A 17,810-nucleotide genomic window follows, 5' to 3' on the forward strand; every position below is an offset into this window, starting at 1 on the left:
CCGATGTGGGCTCGTCGCTTCCGGGGGCGCCCTCGCCGCTCTGCGGCCCGGCGTCCTCGTCGCCTCCGGGCGCGCCCCCGCCGCCCCCCGTCGCGCGCTCGTCGCTTCCGGGTGTCCCGTCGCTGGTCTCCGGCCCGGCCTCGCCGCCCCCCAATGCGGCGCCCGGTGTCCCCGGTTCGGCGTCCCCCGTGGTCTCGGGCTCCGTGCTCACAGCGTGCTCCAGTCGTGATCGGGATAGCGGTGCACGGGTGCCGACACATCGTCGAGCGCCCGGCAGATCTCGTCAGGAAGACTAAGGGCCTCCACTGACAATGCCGCCGTGAGCTGCTGCGCGTTGCGCGCGCCGACGATGGGCGCGGCGACGCCCGGCCGGTCCCGGACCCAGGCGAGGGCGACCTGGAGCGGCGTCACCGCGAGCCCGTCCGCCGCGGTCTGCACGGCGTCCACGATCCGGCTCGCCGTGTCGTCGAGGTACGGCGCGACGAAGGGCGCCAAGTGCTCCAAGGCGCCCCGGGAGTCGGGCGGTGTGGCGTCCCGGTACTTGCCGGTGAGCACCCCGCGGCCGAGCGGCGAGGAGGGCAGCAGCCCGATGCCGAGGTCGAGCGCGGCGGGCAGCACCTCGCGCTCCACGCCCCGCTGGAGCAGCGAGTACTCCATCTGCGTACTGGCCAGCCGGGTCCGCGTGCCCGGCGCCGCGAGCTGCCAGGTCGCGGCCTTGGCGAGCTGCCAGCCGCAGAAGTTGGAGATGCCGGCGTACCGCGCGCGGCCGCTGCTGACCGCGATGTCGAGGGCCTGGAGGGTCTCCTCCAGCGGGGTGTCCGGATCGAAGGCGTGGATGTGCCACAGGTCGACATAGTCCGTGCCGAGCCGGGCGAGCGAGGCGTCCAGGGCCGAGAGCAGATGCCCGCGGGAGCCGTCGAACCGGCGGTCCGGGTCCGGCACGCTGCCCGCCTTGGTGGAGATGACCAGCTCCCGGCGCGGCACGAGCCCTTCTATGAGCTGTCCGAGCAGATACTCGGCCTCGCCGTCCCCGTACACGTCCGCCGTGTCGACGAGGGTGCCGCCGGCCTCCCAGAACGTCTTCAAGAGGTCCGCGGCGTCGTGGTCGTCGGTGTCCCTGCCCCAGGTGAGGGTGCCGAGTCCGATACGGGACACACGAAGGCCGGTCCGGCCGAGATGCCTCTGCTCCATGGACGCCGAGATTACTGGCCATGACCTGTCGCGTGGGGGCCTGTGGATAACCAGTTTTCCCATCAACGACATGAGGGTGTGCCGAACCCCGCCACCCTCCCCGCCACGCCCTTCACCGCGCTATGGTCTCGGCAACAAGGACGTTACTGATCAGTAAGGGGAATCGGCCATGCAGCTCGGGATCAACCTCGGCTACTGGGGTGCCGGAATGGACGGGGACAACCTCGCCGTCGCCCAGGAGGCCGACCGCCTCGGCTACGCCGTCTGCTGGGCCGCCGAGGCCTACGGCTCCGACGCCGCCACCGTGCTCAGCTGGGTCGCCGCCAAGACCGAGCGCATCGACGTCGGTTCGGCCATCTTCCAGATCCCGGCCCGTCAGCCGGCGATGACCGCCATGACCGCCGCCACCCTCGACTCCCTCTCCGGCGGCCGCTTCCGCCTCGGCCTCGGCGTCTCCGGACCGCAGGTCTCCGAGGGCTGGTACGGCGTCAAGTTCGACAAGCCGCTCTCCCGCACCCGCGAGTACGTCGAGATCGTCCGCAAGGCGATGAGCCGCGAGCGCCTGACCCACGAGGGCGAGCACTGGACGCTGCCGCTGCCCGGCGGTCTGGGCAAGCCCATCAAGCTCACCGTGCACCCCACCCGTGAGCACATCCCGCTGTACATCGCCGCCATCGGCCCGAAGAACCTCGAACAGACCGGTGAGATCGCCGACGGGGCGCTGCTGATCTTCCCCTCCGCCGAGCACCTGGAGGACACCGCGATCACGTACCTGCGCGCGGGCCGCGAGAAGGCCGGCAAGACGCTCGACGGCTTCGACGTCTGCCCGACCCTGCCGCTCGCCCTCGGCGACGACAAGGACATCGCGGCCCTCGCCGACACCTTCCGCCCCTACACCGCGCTGTACGTCGGCGGCATGGGCAGCCGCAAGCAGAACTTCTACAACCAGCTCGCCCAGCGCATGGGGTACGAGAAGGAAGCCGCCGAGATCCAGGACAAGTACCTCTCCGGCGACAAGCAGGGCGCCGCGGCCGCCGTACCGCACGACCTGATCGACAAGACGACCCTGCTGGGCTCGGTCGACCGGATCGCGGACCGGATGAAGGCCTACGCGGCGGCCGGTGTCACCACCCTCACCCTCGCCCCCGCGGGCTTCACCCTGGACGAGCGCCTCGCCTCGCTGCGCGCCGGCACCGAGGCCCTGGAGCGCGCCGGACTCGCGTGACAGCGGCGGGAGGTTTCTGCGGCCGTGGTGGGGGCTCGGGGGTCTTCCCCGCCACGGCCGTCACGCAGCACAACGCGCCCGGGGCCGCGCGGTTACGCCCCCGTCGTGATCCCGGCTGTCCTCCTTTTGGCGGAGTTGTCCGACACAACTGTTGCAGCACCCCTCGCGCCGCATTTGACTCGTTCTTTGCGGAGTCCCGCGGAGGCCCGCAGAGAGGTGCTCACGATGCTTTCGGCCAAGAGTCTGTTCCAGGAGATCCTCGACAACGACGAGTCCTTCGCCCTGTTCTGCTCCATCGCCGCGAGCGGGGAGTCCCAGGGCGGCTGGGAGAACGCCCGCATCGCCGCGCTCGTCCCGGACGGCGAGCGCGAACTGGCCCCCAAGATCACCCGGCATGGCGCCGACGAGGACAAGCACGGGCGGATCTTCAACGCCCTGATGAAGAAGCGCGGCCTGGAACCCGTCCCCGTCCCTCCCGAGACCGACTACACGATGCTCCTGGAGCGGCACGGCATCGGCCTGGCCCACGAGAAGCTCAAGGGCGAGGAGCGGCTGACGGTGCAGGACATCGTCACCTACCTCGCCCACAGCAGGGTCACCGAACAGCGCGCCTCGGAGGAGATGGAGCTGCTGCGCAAGCACTTCGCCGGCCACCCCGACATCGGACGCGCGGTGAAGATGATCTCCAACGACGAGGACAACCACCTCGCCTACTGCCACGAGGAACTGCTGCGCTTCGCGTACGCCGGGCACGGCCGCGCGATCCAGCAGACGCTCAGGGAGTGCGCGCTGGCGGAGATCCGGATCTACCGGGACGTCAGCCTCGCCGTCATGGCTCACATGGGGCGCATCCTCGGCTGGCCGCGCGCCAAGTCCGCGGTGCTCGCCGCCGGCATCCACGCCGTGTACGCCTGGGAGCGGGCGGCGGGCTGGCGGCGGATGGTGTCCCTGAAGATGCCGGAACGGCGCGACGCGCTCGGCGGGCCCGCGACCTCGGCCCCCGAGTTCGCGTAACCGCGCCGGCTACAACCACCCCCGGCTCTTGAAGAGCCGGAACAGCAGGACCTCCAGGGCGGCCATGCCCGCGATCAGCGCCGGATACGACCACACCCAGTGCAGCTCGGGCATGTGGTCGAAGTTCATGCCGTAGATCCCCGCGATCATCGTGGGGACCGCGGCCATGGCCGCCCACGCGGAGATCTTCCGCATGTCGTCGTTCTGCCGGACGCTCATCTGCGCCAGATGCGCCGAGAGGATGTCCGACACCAGACGGTCCAGGCCCTCCACCGACTCGTTCACGCGCGTGAGGTGGTCGTTGACGTCCCGGAAGAAGGGCTGCGCCTTCTCGTGCACGAAGGGCACCCGCACACCGAACAGGCCATCGCCCGCGAGCCGGGTCAGGGGCTGGGCGAGCGGACCTGTGGCCCGGCGGAACTCCAGGATCTGGCGCTTGAAGTTGTAGATCCGGGACGCCGTGTGCCGCGAGCCCCCGCTCGTCGGCGAGAACACCTCCGCCTCCAGCTCCTCCAGGTCGGTCCCCAGCTCGCCCGCCACCTCCAGATAGTGGTCGACCGCCGCGTCGGTGATCGAGTACAGCACCGCCGTAGGACCGTGCCGGAGCATCTCCGGCTCCGCCTCAAGACGGTGCCGCACGGCCGCGAGCGGTGACTCCTCGCCGTGCCGTACCGTCACCACGAAGGAGTCCCCGAGGAAGACCATGACCTCGCCGGCCGAGACGGTGTCGCTCTGCGGCTCGTAGCCCACCGGCTTGAGCACCATGAACAACGAGTCGTCGTAGACCTCCAGTTTGGGCCGCTGATGCGCGTTGAGGGCGTCCTCGACGGCCAGCGGGTGCAGCCCGAACTCCTCGGTGACCTGGTCGAACTCCTTCTCGGTGGGCTCGTAGAGGCCGATCCACACGAAGGCGTTCCCCGCCGTACGGCACTCGTCCAGGGCGTCGGAGAGGTCCGCGGGCCCCTCTGTACGGCGTCCGTCGCGGTATGTGGCGCAGTCGACGATCACGGAACGTATTCTCCCGCCACCGGCCCCCGGCGGCACCCCGCCGTGCGCCTACCCTGGGGCCCATGCCCACGCTGATCCTGGTCCGGCACGGACGTTCCACCGCCAACACCGAAGGGCTGCTCGCCGGCTGGACGCCCGGTGTCGCCCTCGACGAACGCGGCGCCGCGCAGGCCGCCGCTTTGCCCGGACGCCTCGCCGAGCTGCCGGTCTCCGAGGTCGTCACCAGCCCGCTGCAGCGCTGCGAGGAGACGGTCCGGCCGCTCCTCGACGCCCGGCCCGGACTGCGCGTGCACACCGACGAGCGGATCGGGGAGTGCCACTACGGCGACTGGTCCGGCCGCAAGCTCGCCGAGCTCAAGGACGAACCGCTGATGGAGGTCGTCCAGGCGCACCCCTCGGCGGCCGCCTTCCCCGGCGGTGAGTCGATGCGGTCGATGCAGACGCGCGCCGCCGAGGCCGTACGGGAGTGGAACGCGCGCGTGGAGCGCGATCACGGCGCCGACGCCGTGTATCTGATGTGCTCGCACGGCGACATCATCAAGTCTCTGGTCGCGGACGCACTCGGACTTCATCTGGACCTCTTCCAGCGGATCGCTGTCGAACCGTGTTCCATCACCGCGATCCGTTACACCCGCCTCAGGCCGTTTCTCCTCCGCCTCGGTGACACCGGGGACTTCGCGTCCCTGGCGCCGCGAGAGGAACCGCCGGCCGGCGACGCCCCGGTCGGGGGCGGTGCGGGCGCACCGTGATCGTCGGGCGCAGTAGGGTGAAGCGGTCGCGGTAGCGGCCCCGATCACGAGTCCGATCACGATTCCCATGGAGACAGGACGTGTCCCGTCAGGTGTTCCTCTACGACCCGCCGGAGCGTTTCGTGGCCGGCACGGTCGGACTGCCCGGACGCCGTACGTTCTTCCTCCAGGCCACCGCCGGCTCCCGGGTGACCAGCGTGGCCCTGGAGAAGACACAGGTGGCAGCGCTCGCCGAGCGCATGGACGAACTGCTCGACGAGGTCGTACGGCGCAGCGGCGGCAGCGCCGCCGTACCCGCCATGGCGCCCACCGAGGTCGCCGACACCGCCCCCCTCGACACCCCGATCGAGGAGGAGTTCCGGGTCGGCACCATGGCGCTGGCCTGGGACGGCGAGGAGCAGCGCATGATCGTCGAGGCGCAGGCGCTGGTCGAGCTGGAGGCCGACTCCGAGGAGGACCTCGCCGAGGCCGAGGAGCGGCTGCTGCAGGACGAGGAGAACGGCCCCCCGATGCTGCGGGTCCGGCTCACCGGCGCGCAGGCCCGGGCTTTCGCCAAGCGCGCCCTGGACGTCGTCAACGCCGGGCGGCCGCCGTGCCCGCTGTGCAGCCTGCCCCTGGACCCGGAGGGACACGTATGTCCGCGCCAGAACGGATACCGCCGCGGAGCGTGACCCCGGTGGATCTGCTCACCGAAGGTGAGCTGACCGTCCGCGGCCGCATCCGTGAGGCCTCCAACGCGGCCCTGTTCTGCACGGTGGGGTACGAGGGCCAGGAGGCGTCCTGCATCTACAAGCCGATCGCCGGGGAGCGCCCGCTGTGGGACTTCCCCGACGGCACCCTCGCCGAGCGCGAGGTCGCCGCGTACGCGGTCTCTGAGGCGACGGGCTGGGGGCTCGTACCGCCCACCGTGCTGCGTGACGGACCCTACGGCGAGGGCATGTGCCAGCTGTGGATCGACGTCGTGCCCGGCGCGGAACTGCTCGCGCTGGTGGACCGGGAGGAACCGGAAGAGGGCTGGAAGGCCATCGGGTTCGCCGAGGTCGGTGAAGGGCGGACCGCCCTGCTGGTGCACGCCGACGACGAACGGCTGCGCCGGCTCGCCGTCCTGGACGCGGTGATCAACAACGCCGACCGCAAGGGCGGCCATCTGCTGCCCGCCGCCGAGGAGCGGCTCTACGGGATCGACCACGGGGTCACCTTCAACGTCGAGAACAAGCTGCGCACCCTGCTGTGGGGCTGGGCGGGCGAGGCCCTGACCGGTGAGGCCTCGAAGGTGCTGAAGGGCATGAGGGAGGCCCTGGAGCCGGACGGGCCGCTGACGGCCACGCTCACCTCCCTCCTCACGCGGGCGGAGATCGATGCCACGCGCGCGCGCGTCGGGGCGATGCTCACCTCCGGGGTCCATCCCGAGCCGAGCGGGGAGTGGCCTGCGATCCCCTGGCCACCGGTGTAGCCGCGCGGCACAAGGGCCGGTGACGCGAAAGAGCGCCTTACCGGCCATCCGGCTCGGTCCGGTTCGTATATGGAACGCCGGTCCGGTTACGCTCGTGACATGTATGCCTGGCCCGCTTCTGAGGTCCCCGCCCTGCCCGGCACGGGCCGCGACCTCCGGATCCACGACACCGCGACCGGTGGACTCATCACCCTTGAGCCCGGTCCCGTCGCCCGTCTCTACGTCTGCGGCATCACCCCGTACGACGCCACCCACCTGGGACACGCGGCGACCTACAACGCGTTCGACCTCGTGCAGCGCGTGTGGCTCGACACCAAGCGGCAGGTCCACTACGTCCAGAACGTCACCGACGTCGACGACCCGCTGCTGGAGCGGGCCGAGCGCGACGGCCTCGACTGGGTGGCCCTCGCCGAGAAGGAGACCGCCCTCTTCCGCGAGGACATGACCGCCCTGCGCATGCTGCCCCCGCAGCACTACATCGGCGCCGTCGAGGCGATACCCGGCATCGTGCCGCTCGTCGAGCGGCTCCGGGACGCGGGCGCCGCCTACGAACTCGAAGGCGACATCTACTTCTCCGTCGAGGCCGACCCCCACTTCGGCAAGGTCTCCCACCTCGACGCGGCCGCGATGCGGCTGCTGTCCGCCGAGCGCGGCGGCGACCCGGACCGCCCGGGCAAGAAGAACCCGCTCGACCCGATGCTGTGGATGGCCGCCCGCGAGGGCGAGCCGAGCTGGGACGGCGCCTCGCTCGGCCGGGGCCGACCCGGCTGGCACATCGAGTGCGTGGCCATCGCCCTCGACCACCTCGGCATGGGCTTCGACGTCCAGGGCGGCGGCTCCGACCTCGCCTTCCCGCACCACGAGATGGGCGCCTCGCACGCCCAGGTGCTGACCGGCGAGTTCCCCATGGCCAAGGCCTACGTCCATGCCGGCATGGTCGCCCTGCACGGCGAGAAGATGTCCAAGTCCAAGGGCAACCTGGTCTTCGTCTCCACGCTGCGCCGGGACGGCGTCGACCCGGCCGCCATCCGGCTGGCGCTTCTCGCCCACCACTACCGGGCCGACTGGGAGTGGACCGACCAGGTGCTCCAGGACGCCGAGGCGCGTCTGGCACGCTGGCGCGCGGCCGTGTCCCGGCCCGACGGCCCCACCGCCGACGCGCTCGTCGAGGAGATCCGCGAAGCCCTCGCGAACGACCTGGACGCCCCGGCCGCGCTCGCCGCGGTGGACCGCTGGGCGGCGCTCCAGGAGGAGCGGGGCGGCACGGACGAGGGCGCCCCGGGCGTTGTGACCCGAGCCGTTGACGCGCTGCTGGGAGTGGCGCTGTAGGACACGGGAGAGGGCGCTTCCTCCGTAACGGGGAAGCGCCCTCTGTCATGTCAGGCGTGGGTCACAGCCGCTGGATCCTGATACTCCGCAGCACGTTCGGCGACTGGGTGTCCCAGACGCCGACGACCTGGTGGCCGAACGCGAAGGCCTGCTGGATCTGCTGGTGGATCTGCGGGTTCGGGTTGTTGAGGACCCGGAACTGGTTGTTGATGCGCAGGAAGATCTGGTGCGGCTGCCCCTGGAGCGGGTGGATGAAGTCGATGAAGCCGTTCGCCACGCCGGATGCGAGGGCCTGCGCCTGCACCTGCTGGACCAGCTGTTGTACGGCGGCCAGCGCGACCTGCTGCAACTGCTGCTGCACCTGCTGCTCGGCCTGCTGCGCCTGCTGGTCGTGCTGAGGCGGCATCTGCTGCAACAGCTGCTGGTACGGCTGCTGCTGACCGAGCTGCTGAAGCTGCTCCAGCGAGCCGCCGCCCGTGCCGCCGCCCATACCGCCGCCCGTGCCGCCGCCCATGTTGCCGAAAGGCTGCTGCTGGCCGTAACCCTGCTGCTGGAACGGCGAGGTGCTCGGGTACTGCTGTGCCGGTTGACCCATCTGCGGGGTGGTGCTCATGCGGGTGTCACCTTCCCTTGCTTGTATGGGCTTTGCGTCAGCCGGTGATCACCAGGCCGACGATCTCGTCGTCCGAGAACCAGACCCGGACGTCGGGCCGTCCCCCCGCGAAGGCGGTGTGCACCGCCTGGCGGATCTCGGGAGACGGACGGTTCAGGTTCCGCCAGCCGCCGGCCACGAACAGCCGGAGCCTCGGCGGGAGTTCACGCGGGTACGGCAGCAGTTCGTCCCAGTACCGCTCGGCCTGGCCGGTACCGACCGCGTGTGGCAGCAGATGTGTGACCGCCGCCTTGATGTCGGGCCGGCTGCCGATCCGCTGCGAGGCCGGCCGGCCCGGCGCGTCCTGCTGCGGCGAACCGCTCGCCCGCAGCACCGCGCGGGCACGTTCCGGGGACATCGGGCTCTGGTCGGCCGCCTTGAGCATGCCCTGCAGCGCGGCCAGCGCGCCGACCACCACCGGAGAGGCGGCGGAGGTCCCCGAGAACGTGTCGGTGTACCAGGCGATCTCCTCGGGCCCGCCCTGCAGATCGCCGGGCCGGTCCCAGAAGCCGCCCGTGGTCGTGACCTCGCGCCCCCAGCCCTGCGCGTCCACGCGCGAGCCGTAGTTGGAGAACGCCAGCCTCGACCGGTCCGGGCCGTGATCCCGGCCGTGCGTGCCGGGCGGCGGAGCGCCCGCGCCGACCAGGACGGCACCGGAGGACTGGTTGGACGGGTTGAACGGGTTGCGCCATCCCTGCGGGAACTCGTCCGGGCGGCGCTCGTAGACCGCGTCGTCGAGCGACTCGGCCCCGTTTCCGGCGGCGGCCACCACGAGCACGCCCCTGGCGGTGGCGTGCCGTACGGCCGCGAAGTCGTCCGGCCACCACTCCAGTGGGATGTAGCCGCGCTGGTCGTCGCGCTCGGCGTACTCGAACCGCGGTCCAGGGCGGTGCAGTTCGACCAGCACGATGTCGCCGGGGCCGAGCCGTTCCGCCGCCGCGTGGATCGCGGCCGCGGTGCCGAGCCCCTGGAAGGACGCGGCCGCGGTCACCGCGTCGGGTACGGCGCCCTGGACGCCGTACTGGCCCTGGTCGCCGCCGATCACGCCGATCACGGCGGTGCCGTGGTTGCGCCAGGCGAGATCGTCGACCGGGGTGCCGACGACCACCCCGGCGAGCTTCGCGGCCAGGTCCTCGTGGCCCAGCTGCCAGGCCCCCTCCACATCGATCACCGTCACGCCCTGACCGGTCCCGCCGGGCCGCTGCCAGGCCCAGTGGGCGTCGATCCCCTCGGGCGCGGGCCGCAGATAGCCCTGGCGGCTGCTGAAGTCGGGGGTGACGGTCGCGCCTTCCTTCAGTCGCCGGTTCTCCTCGCTCTGCAAGGTCGCGGGCACGGCGCCCGGTTTCACATACGCCGTGTCGACGCCCGGCAGCGCCGCGATCCGCGAGCGCAGCTCCGCCGCGCGGCTCTCCCCGCCGCGCACCCGGTAGAACAGCGCGAGATCGTTCTCCGTGCCCGCGGAGGGGCCCTGCTGCAGGCGCTCCTCGCTGCCGAACAGCGGTTCCAGGGCGAGCTGTTCGTCGTCGAGGAACATGTTCAGCGCCGACACGTCGGCGCCCGCCGCCGACCGTACGCCCTCCGCCTGCGCCCGCAGCCGGGCCTCCGGGCGGGCCACGACGATCAGTTCCTGCTCCGCTCCTCGATAGGTGAATCCCGCTCCGTCGGGTCCCGGTCCGGATGTCCCCGGGCCCTGTTCCGGCTGTACCTGCTCGGTCATCGGGTACCGCTCCCTTCGGTCCGCGCGGGTGTCGCCTTCGTGGGACAACCAAGCACTCGGACGGCGGCCCGTCCAGAGCATTTTCGTCAACTCGGTTTGAAAACATGTTGAATTGGGAAACCTGTGCAATCCGGCCTGAAACAGGTGTCACGCCGTAATCCGGCCAGATGCTGTCGAGACGCTGTCGAACATCTGGCGGACGCTGTGGAGGACGCGGCGCATGTGATGGGGTGGAGCGGTAGTTGACCGCTGGACCGGCCAACTGCCGGTCTCCCTCGCGGAAGGGCTCCCCGTGGCTCCCACTCACGGTTCCTTCGCACATCCCCTCAGCCGCCGCAGACTGCTGACCGTCGGCGCGGTGGCGACCGGTGCCGCACTCGCCGGCGCTCCCGCCCGGGCCACCGCCGGACCGGCCGTCATCGCACTGCCGAACGGCTTCCGCCCGGAGGGCATCACGATCGGCGGTGGACCGTACGCCTACCTCGGCTCCCTCGGCGACGGGTCCGTCTGCCGCGCCGACCTGCGCACCGGTGCCGGCTCCATCGTCTCCGCCGGACCCGGCACACCCTCGGTCGGGCTCAAACTCGACGACCGGGGACGGCTGTTCATCGCGGGACGCGGCCAGGGCGCCCGCGTGATGGACGCCCGCAGCGGCGAGATCCTCGGCTCGTACGTCCTCAGCACCACCACGCCCACCTTCGCCAACGACGTGTTCCTCACCCCGCGCGCGGCCTGGTTCACCGATTCCTACCAGCCGGCCCTGTACGCCCTGCCGCTCGGACGGCACGGTGAGCTGCCGGGCGCGGACGACGTCGTACGGATCACCCTCGGCGGCGCCTGGAGCCAGGTGCCCGGCGAGATCGTGAACGCCAACGGCATCACCCGCACCCCGGACGGCTCGGCGCTGCTCGTGGTGCAGTCCGGGGTCGGCGCCCTGCACCGGGTGAACCCGCGCACCGGCGTCACCGAACTCGTCGACCTCGGCGACGCGGCACCGCTCACCAACGGCGACGGCCTGCTGCTGATCGGGCGGACGCTGTACGTCGTGCAGAACCGGCAGAACGCCATCGATGTCTTCACGCTGGCCGCCGACGGACGCAGCGGCCTCTTCAGGCGCCGTATCACCGACCCCGCCTTCGACGTGCCGACGACGGTGGCCGCGTACAAGGGGCGGCTCTACCTGCCCAACGCGCGGTTCACCACGACGCCGACGCCCGAGACGACGTACGCCGTGGTCTCCGTGCCGAAGTGACGGCCGAGGGCGGTGCCCCGGCGCGCACCGCCCTCACTCACGACCTCAGTCCTCCGACGACTCGTCGTCCTCGGGACCCGTCTTGGGGGGCTTCGGCGGGCGGGTGCGACCACTGGGGTTGTCCCGCAGGTAGGTGCCGTCACCGCCCTCCGTCGCGTGTCCGCCGGCCGACGGGCCGCCGTCCCGGCGCCGCAGATACCGCTCGAACTCGCGGGCGATGGCCTCGCCCGAAGCCTCGGGAAGCTCGGCGGTGTCCCGGGCCTCCTCCAGCGACTGCACGTACTCGGCGACCTCGCTGTCCTCGGCGGCCAGCTGGTCCACGCCGACCTGCCAGGCGCGCGCGTCCTCGGCCAGCTCGCCCAGCGGGATGCGCACGTCGATCAGGTCCTCAAGACGGTTCAGCAGGGCCAGCGTCGCCTTCGGGTTGGGCGGCTGCGACACGTAGTGCGGTACGGCCGCCCAGAGACTGACGGCCGGCACGCCCGCGTGCGTGCACGCCTCCTGAAGGACGCCGACGATGCCCGTGGGGCCCTCGTACTTGGTCTCCTCCAGATCCATACGGCGGGCCAGATCCGGGTCCGAGGTGGTCCCGCTGATCGGGACCGGACGTGTGTGCGGGGTGTCGCCCAGCAGGGCACCCAGGACGACCACCAGCTCCACGCCCAGCTCGTGCGCGAAGCCCAGCAGCTCGTTGCAGAACGAGCGCCAGCGCATGGACGGCTCGATACCCCGGACGAGCACGAGATCACGCGGCTTCTCGCCGCCGACCCGGACCACGGACAACCTTGTCGTGGGCCAGGTGATCTTCCGCACGCCCGCGTCCATCCACACCGTGGGGCGGTTGACCTGGAAGTCGTAGTAGTCCTCGGCGTCCAGCGCCGCGAACACCTCGCCCTTCCACTCCCTGTCCAGATGCGCGACCGCGGTGGAGGCGGCGTCGCCGGCGTCGTTCCAGCCCTCGAACGCGGCCACCATGACTGGGTCGATCAGCTCGGGAACTCCCTCCAGCTCGATCACCCAGCGCCTCCTTCCGACGTGCCCTCGCCTGACGAACCAACCTTACGGCGTGCGGCGGGGGCGCCCGCAGCCCCCTTGCACGGGGGAGTGAACGGATCACTGCCCCGATCGCCACCCGGGAACACCCCCCCGTCCGGCGCTCCTCACAGCGTGGAGCGCAGCCACTGTTCCACGCTCGCGATGTGCACCGTCGCCCACGAGCGGGCCGCCTCCGCGTCCCGGTCGCGCAGGGCGGCGAGGATCGCGCGGTGCTCGTGCAGGGTGCGGCTGACGGCGTCCTCCTGGGTCAGCCCGCGCCAGATCCGGGCCCGGGTGGTGGGGCCGGACAGTCCGTCGAGCAGCGAGCACAGCACCGAGTTGCCGGAGCCGCGCACGATCGCCCGATGGAACTCCAGATCGCAGGCGACGAGTTCCTCCACCGAGGGTGACGCGCCGAGCTTGTCCAACTGTTCGGCCAGCTCGTCCAGTTGCTCCTCGCCGATCTGCGCCGCCGCCATGCCTGTCGCGGCCGGCTCCAGGATGCGGCGCACGGCCAGGAACTCCAGCACGGTGTCGTCGCGGTGGAAGTCGACGACGAAGCTCATGGCCTCCAGCAGCAGTTGCGGATCGAGGCTGGTCACATAGGTGCCGTCGCCCTGCCGTACGTCCAGGATCCGGATCAGCGACAGGGCGCGCACCGCCTCGCGCAGGGAGTTGCGGGACAGGCCCAGTTCGGCGGCGAGTTCGCTCTCCTTGGGGAGCCGGTCGCCGGGGCGCAGCCCACCGGAGACGATCATGCCCTTGATCTTCTCGATCGCCTCGTCGGTGACTGCCATACAGGCCTCCAGTGCGCTCAGACATCCGATGTCTCGGCACATTATGAGGCACGCGAAAGGGGCGGCTCCGTCGGCGGGGAGCCGCCCCTTCCTGCCCGGACCGGGACCTACTTCTTGTCGAGCAGGTCCTGGACCTTCGCCCGGACGTCGTCCGTGGCCAGGCCGCGGATCGTGAGGGTCGTACGGCGGCGCAGGACGTCGTCCGCCGTCTGCGCCCACTCGGTGTCCCGGGCGTAGACGACCTGGGCCCAGATCTCCGGGGCGTCGGGGTGGACCCGCTCGGCGAGCTCGGGGTTGTCGTTGGCCAGCCGCGCGATGTCGAAGGCCAGCGAACCGTAGTGCGTGGCCAGGTGCCTGGCGGTGTCGGCGCCCATGCGCGGGCCCGGCGCCGGACGGTCCACCAGGAGCCGGTGCGCGACCGCGCGCGGGTTGGCGACACCCGGCAGCGGGAGCTTCTTCGGCAGCGAGCTGATCGGCTCGAAGTCGTCGCCCAGCGGCTGGCCCGGCAGCGCCTCCAGCTTCTTCATGATCGTACGGCCGATGTGCCGGAAGGTCGTCCACTTGCCGCCCGCGACCGACAGCATGCCGCCGCGGCCCTCGGTGACGACGGTCTCGCGCTTGGCCTTCGCGGTGTCACCGGGACCGCCCGGCAGCACGCGCAGACCCGCGAAGGAGTACGTGATCAGATCCCGGGACAGCTGCTGGTCGCGGATGGAGAACGCGGCCTCGTCCAGGATCTGGGCTATGTCCTTCTCGGTGACGGAGACATCCGCCGGGTCGCCCTCGAACTCCTCGTCCGTGGTGCCGAGCAGGAGCATGTCCTCCCACGGCAGGGCGAAGGTGATGCGGTACTTGTCGATCGGGGTGGCGAGAGCGGCCTTCCAGGGCGAGGTCCGCTTCAGGACCAGATGCGCGCCCTTCGACAGACGGATCGACGGCGCCGCATTGGGGTCCTCCATCTTGCGCAGGTGGTCCACCCAGGGACCGGTGGCGTTGAGCACCAGGCGGGCACTGACGCCGAACTCGTCGCCGGTCGTACGGTCCTTGAGCTCCGCGCCCGTCACCCGGCCCTGGGTGAAGCGCAGGCCGGTGACCTCGGCGTGGTTGAGGACGACCGCCCCCGCCTCGACGGCCGCGCGGACCGTCATCAGGGCCATCCGGGCGTCGTTCATCTGGTCGTCGCCGTACACGGCCACGGCCTTGAGGTTGTCGGTGCGCAGCTCGGGCACGTCCTGCGCCGCCTTGGCGGGGGAGAGCAGGTGGCCGACGCCGTCACCGAAAGCGGAGAGCGCGGAGTAGGCGAAGACGCCCGCGCCGAGCTTCGCCGCGCCGTGCGGCCCGCCCTTGTACACGGGGAGGTAGAAGGTGAGCGGGTTCGCCAGGTGGGGGGCCACCTGGCGGGAGACCGCACGGCGCTCGAAGTGGTTCTCCGCCACCAGCTTCACCGCGCCGGTCTGCAGGTAGCGCAGACCGCCGTGGAGGAGCTTGGAGGAGGCGGAGGAGGTGGCGCCGGCGAAGTCGCCGGCGTCGACCAGTGCCACCCTGAGGCCGGACTGCGCGGCGTGCCAGGCGGTGGAGATGCCCAGGATGCCGCCGCCGATCACGAGAAGGTCGTACGACGCCTTGGAGAGCTGCTCCCGGGTCTCGGCGCGGCTCGGGTTCGAGCCGGGGGCCGGGCGCGTCCCGAGGGCAGGCACGGACTGCAGGGTGGACTGACTGGTCATTTCGGGTTCTTACTCCTCATCAGAGCGTGCGGCGGAGCTCGCCGGGGAGCCCGCTGCCGAGCTCCCCGGTGCTCCGGTCAGCTTTCGTCGTCGTCGATCCAGCCCATGGTCCGCTCGACGGCCTTGAGCCAGTTCTTGTACTCGCGGTCGCGGATCTCCGCGTCCATGTGGGGGGTCCACTCCGCGGCCCGGCGCCAGTTGGCGCGCAGTTCGTCGGTGCTGGACCAGAAGCCGACGGCGAGGCCGGCGGCGTAGGCGGCGCCGAGGCAGGTGGTCTCGGCGACCATCGGGCGCACCACGGGTGCGTCCAGGACGTCCGAGAGCGTCTGCATCAGGAGGTTGTTGGAGGTCATGCCGCCGTCGACCTTCAGGGCCACCAGCTCGTCGCCGGAGTCCTTGACCATGGCGTCGGCGATCTCCCGGGTCTGCCAGGCGGTCGCCTCCAGGACGGCGCGCGCGAGGTGCGCCTTGGTGACGTACCGGGTCAGGCCGGCGATCACACCGCGGGCGTCGGAGCGCCAGTGCGGGGCGAACAGTCCGGAGAAGGCCGGCACGAAGTAGGCGCCGCCGTTGTCCTCGACCGAGAGCGCGAGCGTCTCGATCTCGGCCGCGGTGGAGATCAGGCCCATCTGGTCGCGCATCCACTGCACCAGGGAGCCGGTGACGGCGATCGAGCCCTCCAGCGCGTAGACCGTCGGCTGCTCGCCGATCTTGTAGCCGACCGTGGTCAGCAGGCCCGCGTAGGAGTTGATGATCTTGTCACCGGTGTTCATCACCATGAAGGTGCCGGTGCCGTAGGTGGACTTGGTCTCGCCCTCGGAGAAGCAGGTCTGGCCGAACAGGGCCGCCTGCTGGTCACCGAGCGCGGAGGCGACCGGGATGCCGCCGAGCAGCTCGCCCAGCTTGCCGCCGGTGACCTCGCCATAGACCTCGGCGGAGGAGCGGATCTCCGGCAGGATCGCCAGCGGGACGCCGATGGACTCGGCGATCTTCTCGTCCCACTCCATGGTGTGGAGGTTCATCAGCATGGTGCGGGAGGCGTTGGTGACGTCGGTGACGTGCTTGCCGCCGTTGACACCGCCGGTCAGGTTCCAGATGACCCAGCTGTCCATGGTGCCGAAGAGGATGTCGCCCGCCTCGGCGCGCTGCCGCAGGCCCTCGACGTTGTCGAGCAGCCAGCGGGCCTTCGGACCGGAGAAGTAGGACGCGAGCGGCAGGCCCGTCTCCCGGCGGAAACGGTCCTGGCCGACGTTGCGGCCGAGCTCCTTGCAGAGCGAGTCGGTGCGGGTGTCCTGCCAGACGAGGGCGTTGTGGACGGGCTCACCGGTGTTCTTGTCCCACAGCACGGTGGTCTCGCGCTGGTTGGTGATGCCGATGGCCTTGATGTCGTCGCGGGTGATGCCGGCCTTCTCGATGGCTCCGGCGACGACCTCCTGGACGTTGGTCCAGATCTCGGTGGCGTTGTGCTCGACCCAGCCCGGCTTGGGGAAGATCTGCTCGTGCTCCTTCTGGTCGACGGAGACGATACGGCCGTCGCGGTCGAAGACGATGCAGCGCGAGGAGGTCGTGCCCTGGTCGATGGCGGCGATGAAGGGGCCTGCGGTGTGAGCGTCGGTCACTGTGTACTCCTGAAGGTTCCGAGAGTTAAGGGGACGTGTCTACCTGTGCTCTAAACGAAAGCAACGTTGTAGATGCCTGCAGCGATCGCCGCGCCGACCAGCGGGCCGACCACCGGGACCCAGGCGTAGCCCCAGTCGGAACCGCCCTTGTTGGGCAGGGGCAGCAGGGCGTGCACGATTCTCGGGCCGAGGTCACGGGCCGGGTTGATCGCGTAACCGGTCGGACCGCCCAGGGACAGACCGATCGAGACCACCACGAGTGCGGTGATCAGACCGCCCAGGATGCCGAGGCCGTCACCGGCCGCGTTCAGGCCCTGCGTGAGGACGGCCAGCACCAGCACGATCGTGCCGATGACCTCGGTGGCCACGTTCTGCCAGGCGACCCGGATCTCCGGACCGGTGGAGAAGACGCCGAGCACCGGGCCCGCGCCCTTCTCCTGGGCCTCGACCGCCTTGGCGGTGGTGGCCTGGGCGCCCGGACCGCCGACGATCTCCTTGTCGGTCAGGTGGGCGTGGAACTGGCCGTAGTAGGTGACCCAGACCAGGGCCGCGCCGACCATGGCGCCGACCATCTGTCCGGCCACGTAGGTCGGGACGTCGCTCCACGGGATGCCGTCGTCCTTGATCGCGAGCGCGAGGGTCACGGCCGGGTTCAGGTGAGCGCCGGACAGGGGCGCCGAGGTGTAGACCGCCGTGAGCACTGCGAAGCCCCACCCGAAGGTGATGGCGAGCCAGCCGGCGTTACGGGCCTTGGAGGCCTTCAGGGTGACAGCGGCGCAGACGCCGCCGCCGAGCAGGATGAGTATGGCGGTACCGATGGTCTCGCCGATGAAGATGTCGGAGCTGGACACCCGCGACTCCTTTGTCCTTCGTCCAGGGGAAGCCGAACCCCGGGTCCCACCGGTGGTTCGCGCCCTCGGGGGTGAGAGCAATACCGGCCCTTGGCGTTGTCACACTCTAGCGCGTATTGCCGGTAGGTGTTCGACAATGCCGACCGATGGACGGGAGTCTCGCTCCGGCGTTACGCACGCGTCAAGGGTTCTGT

Annotated in this window: 16 protein-coding genes and 1 pseudogene; 7 read left to right on the plus strand and 10 right to left on the minus strand. The window is 70.9% G+C overall.

The window, feature by feature from the left end:
* Together RMT89_RS16670 and RMT89_RS16675 are read right to left on the minus strand one after the other, a co-directional pair.
* A pseudogene (locus RMT89_RS16670) lies at window positions 1-211 on the minus strand (hypothetical protein); the annotation flags it as partial.
* Window positions 208-1,191, minus strand: a complete 984-nt coding sequence (locus RMT89_RS16675; protein WP_315884536.1) for an aldo/keto reductase — start codon at window positions 1,189-1,191, stop codon at window positions 208-210. The pseudogene RMT89_RS16670 and the gene RMT89_RS16675, both read right to left, overlap by 4 nt.
* A 169-nt stretch (window positions 1,192-1,360) precedes the next feature.
* Here RMT89_RS16675 and RMT89_RS16680 point away from each other — a divergent pair, with 169 nt between their 5' ends.
* Window positions 1,361-2,416 carry an LLM class F420-dependent oxidoreductase gene (locus RMT89_RS16680; protein WP_315884537.1) on the plus strand — a complete coding sequence of 352 codons (1,056 nt, stop codon included), beginning with the start codon at window positions 1,361-1,363 and terminating at the stop codon, window positions 2,414-2,416.
* Window positions 2,417-2,641: 225 nt separating this feature from the next.
* On the plus strand, window positions 2,642-3,430 hold the full coding sequence (locus RMT89_RS16685) for a ferritin-like domain-containing protein (RefSeq protein ID WP_315884538.1): 789 nt from the start codon (window positions 2,642-2,644) through the stop codon (window positions 3,428-3,430).
* A 9-nt stretch (window positions 3,431-3,439) separates the two neighbouring features.
* Here RMT89_RS16685 and corA read toward each other — a convergent pair whose 3' ends face one another.
* The gene (gene corA, locus RMT89_RS16690; protein ID WP_315884539.1) at window positions 3,440-4,438 is read right to left on the minus strand and encodes a magnesium/cobalt transporter CorA; all 999 of its coding nucleotides are present in this window, start codon (window positions 4,436-4,438) and stop codon (window positions 3,440-3,442) included.
* Window positions 4,439-4,500: 62 nt separating this feature from the next.
* On the opposite strand from corA, the gene RMT89_RS16695 reads away from it, so the two are divergent.
* From RMT89_RS16695 to mshC, 4 genes are all read left to right on the plus strand, one after another.
* A complete protein-coding gene (locus RMT89_RS16695; protein ID WP_315884540.1) occupies window positions 4,501-5,187 on the plus strand; it encodes a histidine phosphatase family protein in 687 nt (228 codons plus the stop codon).
* An 80-nt stretch (window positions 5,188-5,267) separates the two neighbouring features.
* Entirely contained in the window at window positions 5,268-5,858 is a 591-nt protein-coding gene (locus RMT89_RS16700; RefSeq protein ID WP_315884541.1) for a DUF3090 domain-containing protein, read from the plus strand.
* Window positions 5,822-6,640, plus strand: coding sequence for an SCO1664 family protein (locus tag RMT89_RS16705; RefSeq protein ID WP_315884542.1), 819 nt, complete (start codon window positions 5,822-5,824; stop codon window positions 6,638-6,640). Before RMT89_RS16700 ends, RMT89_RS16705 begins: the two co-directional genes overlap by 37 nt.
* A 99-nt stretch (window positions 6,641-6,739) precedes the next feature.
* Window positions 6,740-7,969 carry a cysteine--1-D-myo-inosityl 2-amino-2-deoxy-alpha-D-glucopyranoside ligase gene (mshC, locus tag RMT89_RS16710; RefSeq protein WP_315884543.1) on the plus strand — a complete coding sequence of 410 codons (1,230 nt, stop codon included), beginning with the start codon at window positions 6,740-6,742 and terminating at the stop codon, window positions 7,967-7,969.
* A 61-nt stretch (window positions 7,970-8,030) separates the two neighbouring features.
* Here the strand turns inward: mshC and RMT89_RS16715 are convergent, their stop codons facing one another.
* Window positions 8,031-8,582: a hypothetical protein gene (locus RMT89_RS16715; protein ID WP_315884544.1), complete on the minus strand. Its 552-nt coding sequence runs from the start codon at window positions 8,580-8,582 to the stop codon at window positions 8,031-8,033.
* Window positions 8,583-8,619: 37 nt separating this feature from the next.
* Window positions 8,620-10,338 carry a S8 family peptidase gene (locus RMT89_RS16720; protein WP_315884545.1) on the minus strand — a complete coding sequence of 573 codons (1,719 nt, stop codon included), beginning with the start codon at window positions 10,336-10,338 and terminating at the stop codon, window positions 8,620-8,622.
* Between the two features lie 292 nt (window positions 10,339-10,630).
* Here RMT89_RS16720 and RMT89_RS16725 point away from each other — a divergent pair, with 292 nt between their 5' ends.
* Complete coding sequence (locus RMT89_RS16725) at window positions 10,631-11,590, plus strand: superoxide dismutase (RefSeq protein WP_315884546.1); 960 nt, start codon at window positions 10,631-10,633, stop codon at window positions 11,588-11,590.
* Between the two features lie 45 nt (window positions 11,591-11,635).
* On the opposite strand, the gene RMT89_RS16730 is transcribed toward RMT89_RS16725, so the two are convergent.
* The 5 genes from RMT89_RS16730 to RMT89_RS16750 all read right to left on the minus strand — a co-directional run bounded on the left by RMT89_RS16730 (window position 11,636) and on the right by RMT89_RS16750 (window position 17,616).
* Window positions 11,636-12,607: a PAC2 family protein gene (locus tag RMT89_RS16730; protein WP_315884547.1), complete on the minus strand. Its 972-nt coding sequence runs from the start codon at window positions 12,605-12,607 to the stop codon at window positions 11,636-11,638.
* A gap of 143 nt (window positions 12,608-12,750) precedes the next feature.
* Window positions 12,751-13,422, minus strand: a complete 672-nt coding sequence (locus RMT89_RS16735) for a FadR/GntR family transcriptional regulator (RefSeq protein WP_315884548.1) — start codon at window positions 13,420-13,422, stop codon at window positions 12,751-12,753.
* Window positions 13,423-13,529: 107 nt separating this feature from the next.
* Window positions 13,530-15,146 carry a glycerol-3-phosphate dehydrogenase/oxidase gene (locus RMT89_RS16740; RefSeq protein ID WP_315884549.1) on the minus strand — a complete coding sequence of 539 codons (1,617 nt, stop codon included), beginning with the start codon at window positions 15,144-15,146 and terminating at the stop codon, window positions 13,530-13,532.
* Window positions 15,147-15,223: 77 nt separating this feature from the next.
* Window positions 15,224-16,765: a glycerol kinase GlpK gene (glpK, locus tag RMT89_RS16745; protein ID WP_315884550.1), complete on the minus strand. Its 1,542-nt coding sequence runs from the start codon at window positions 16,763-16,765 to the stop codon at window positions 15,224-15,226.
* Between the two features lie 50 nt (window positions 16,766-16,815).
* Window positions 16,816-17,616 carry an MIP/aquaporin family protein gene (locus RMT89_RS16750; protein ID WP_315884551.1) on the minus strand — a complete coding sequence of 267 codons (801 nt, stop codon included), beginning with the start codon at window positions 17,614-17,616 and terminating at the stop codon, window positions 16,816-16,818.
* Between the last annotated feature and the right edge of the window lie 194 nt (window positions 17,617-17,810).

The sequence above is a fragment of the Streptomyces sp. P17 genome, from assembly GCF_032436805.1.
In the GTDB taxonomy this organism is placed as follows: domain Bacteria; phylum Actinomycetota; class Actinomycetes; order Streptomycetales; family Streptomycetaceae; genus Streptomyces.

Bases quoted from the DNA above. Each gene is read 5' to 3' on its own strand.
- RMT89_RS16705 (WP_315884542.1), top strand. From the start codon at position 5,822: ATGTCCGCGCCAGAACGGATACCGCCGCGGAGCGTGACCCCGGTGGAT.
- RMT89_RS16735 (WP_315884548.1), bottom strand. From the start codon at position 13,422: ATGGCAGTCACCGACGAGGCGATCGAGAAGATCAAGGGCATGATCGTC.
- RMT89_RS16680 (WP_315884537.1), top strand. From the start codon at position 1,361: ATGCAGCTCGGGATCAACCTCGGCTACTGGGGTGCCGGAATGGACGGG.
- RMT89_RS16720 (WP_315884545.1), bottom strand. From the start codon at position 10,338: ATGACCGAGCAGGTACAGCCGGAACAGGGCCCGGGGACATCCGGACCG.
- mshC (WP_315884543.1), top strand. From the start codon at position 6,740: ATGTATGCCTGGCCCGCTTCTGAGGTCCCCGCCCTGCCCGGCACGGGC.
- RMT89_RS16715 (WP_315884544.1), bottom strand. From the start codon at position 8,582: ATGAGCACCACCCCGCAGATGGGTCAACCGGCACAGCAGTACCCGAGC.
- RMT89_RS16695 (WP_315884540.1), top strand. From the start codon at position 4,501: ATGCCCACGCTGATCCTGGTCCGGCACGGACGTTCCACCGCCAACACC.
- RMT89_RS16685 (WP_315884538.1), top strand. From the start codon at position 2,642: ATGCTTTCGGCCAAGAGTCTGTTCCAGGAGATCCTCGACAACGACGAG.
- RMT89_RS16740 (WP_315884549.1), bottom strand. From the start codon at position 15,146: ATGACCAGTCAGTCCACCCTGCAGTCCGTGCCTGCCCTCGGGACGCGC.
- RMT89_RS16675 (WP_315884536.1), bottom strand. From the start codon at position 1,191: ATGGAGCAGAGGCATCTCGGCCGGACCGGCCTTCGTGTGTCCCGTATC.